General features: G+C 46.5%; 1 protein-coding gene and 1 pseudogene. Both read left to right on the top strand.

The genetic code is table 11. The features are described 5' to 3' along the window. Nucleotides 1-91 (top strand): annotated as a pseudogene (locus EXE30_RS15750) (3-oxoadipate CoA-transferase); the annotation flags it as partial. A 66-nt stretch (nt 92-157) separates the two neighbouring features. Then, the coding region (locus EXE30_RS15745; protein ID WP_265937119.1) for a thiolase family protein at nt 158-623 on the top strand (466 nt) is incomplete at its 3' end.

The raw sequence follows: 623 nt of genomic DNA, 5'->3' as shown, positions 1-623 counted from the left end.
CTTAAAAGTGATTGAGAAAGTGGATGGTCTGAGCTTTGACGAATTACAGGCTTTGACAGGCGCTCAATTGATTGATGCGACACAGGGATAGATTGACCTCTCCCTAGCCCTCTCCTAAAAGGAGAGGGAAATTGGGTAAATCTAAGGGAAAAACAATATGAAAAACGCTTATATCATTGATGCGATTCGCACTCCATTCGGACGTTATGCAGGTGGTTTAGCCCCTGTACGTGCAGATGACCTCGGTGCAGTTCCGATTCAAGCCTTAATGCAACGTAATCCAACCGTGGATTGGCAACAAGTCGATGATGTGATTTATGGCTGTGCCAATCAAGCAGGTGAAGATAACCGTAATGTCGGTCGTATGTCTGCGCTGTTAGCAGGTTTACCGTATCAAGTACCGGCAACCACAGTGAACCGTTTGTGCGGTTCATCTTTAGATGCGATTGCCATGGCAGCACGTGCGATTAAAGCAGGTGAAGCAAATCTGATCATTGCGGGTGGTGTCGAAAGCATGAGCCGTGCACCCTATGTGATGGGGAAATCAGACAGTGCTTTTGGACGTAGCCAAAAGATTGAAGACACGACTATGGGTTGGCGTTTTATCAATCCAAAGCTCAAAC

It is taken from the genome of Acinetobacter halotolerans, assembly GCF_004208515.1.
GTDB lineage: Bacteria > Pseudomonadota > Gammaproteobacteria > Pseudomonadales > Moraxellaceae > Acinetobacter > Acinetobacter halotolerans.
This window is presented reverse-complemented; position numbering and strand designations above follow the sequence as displayed.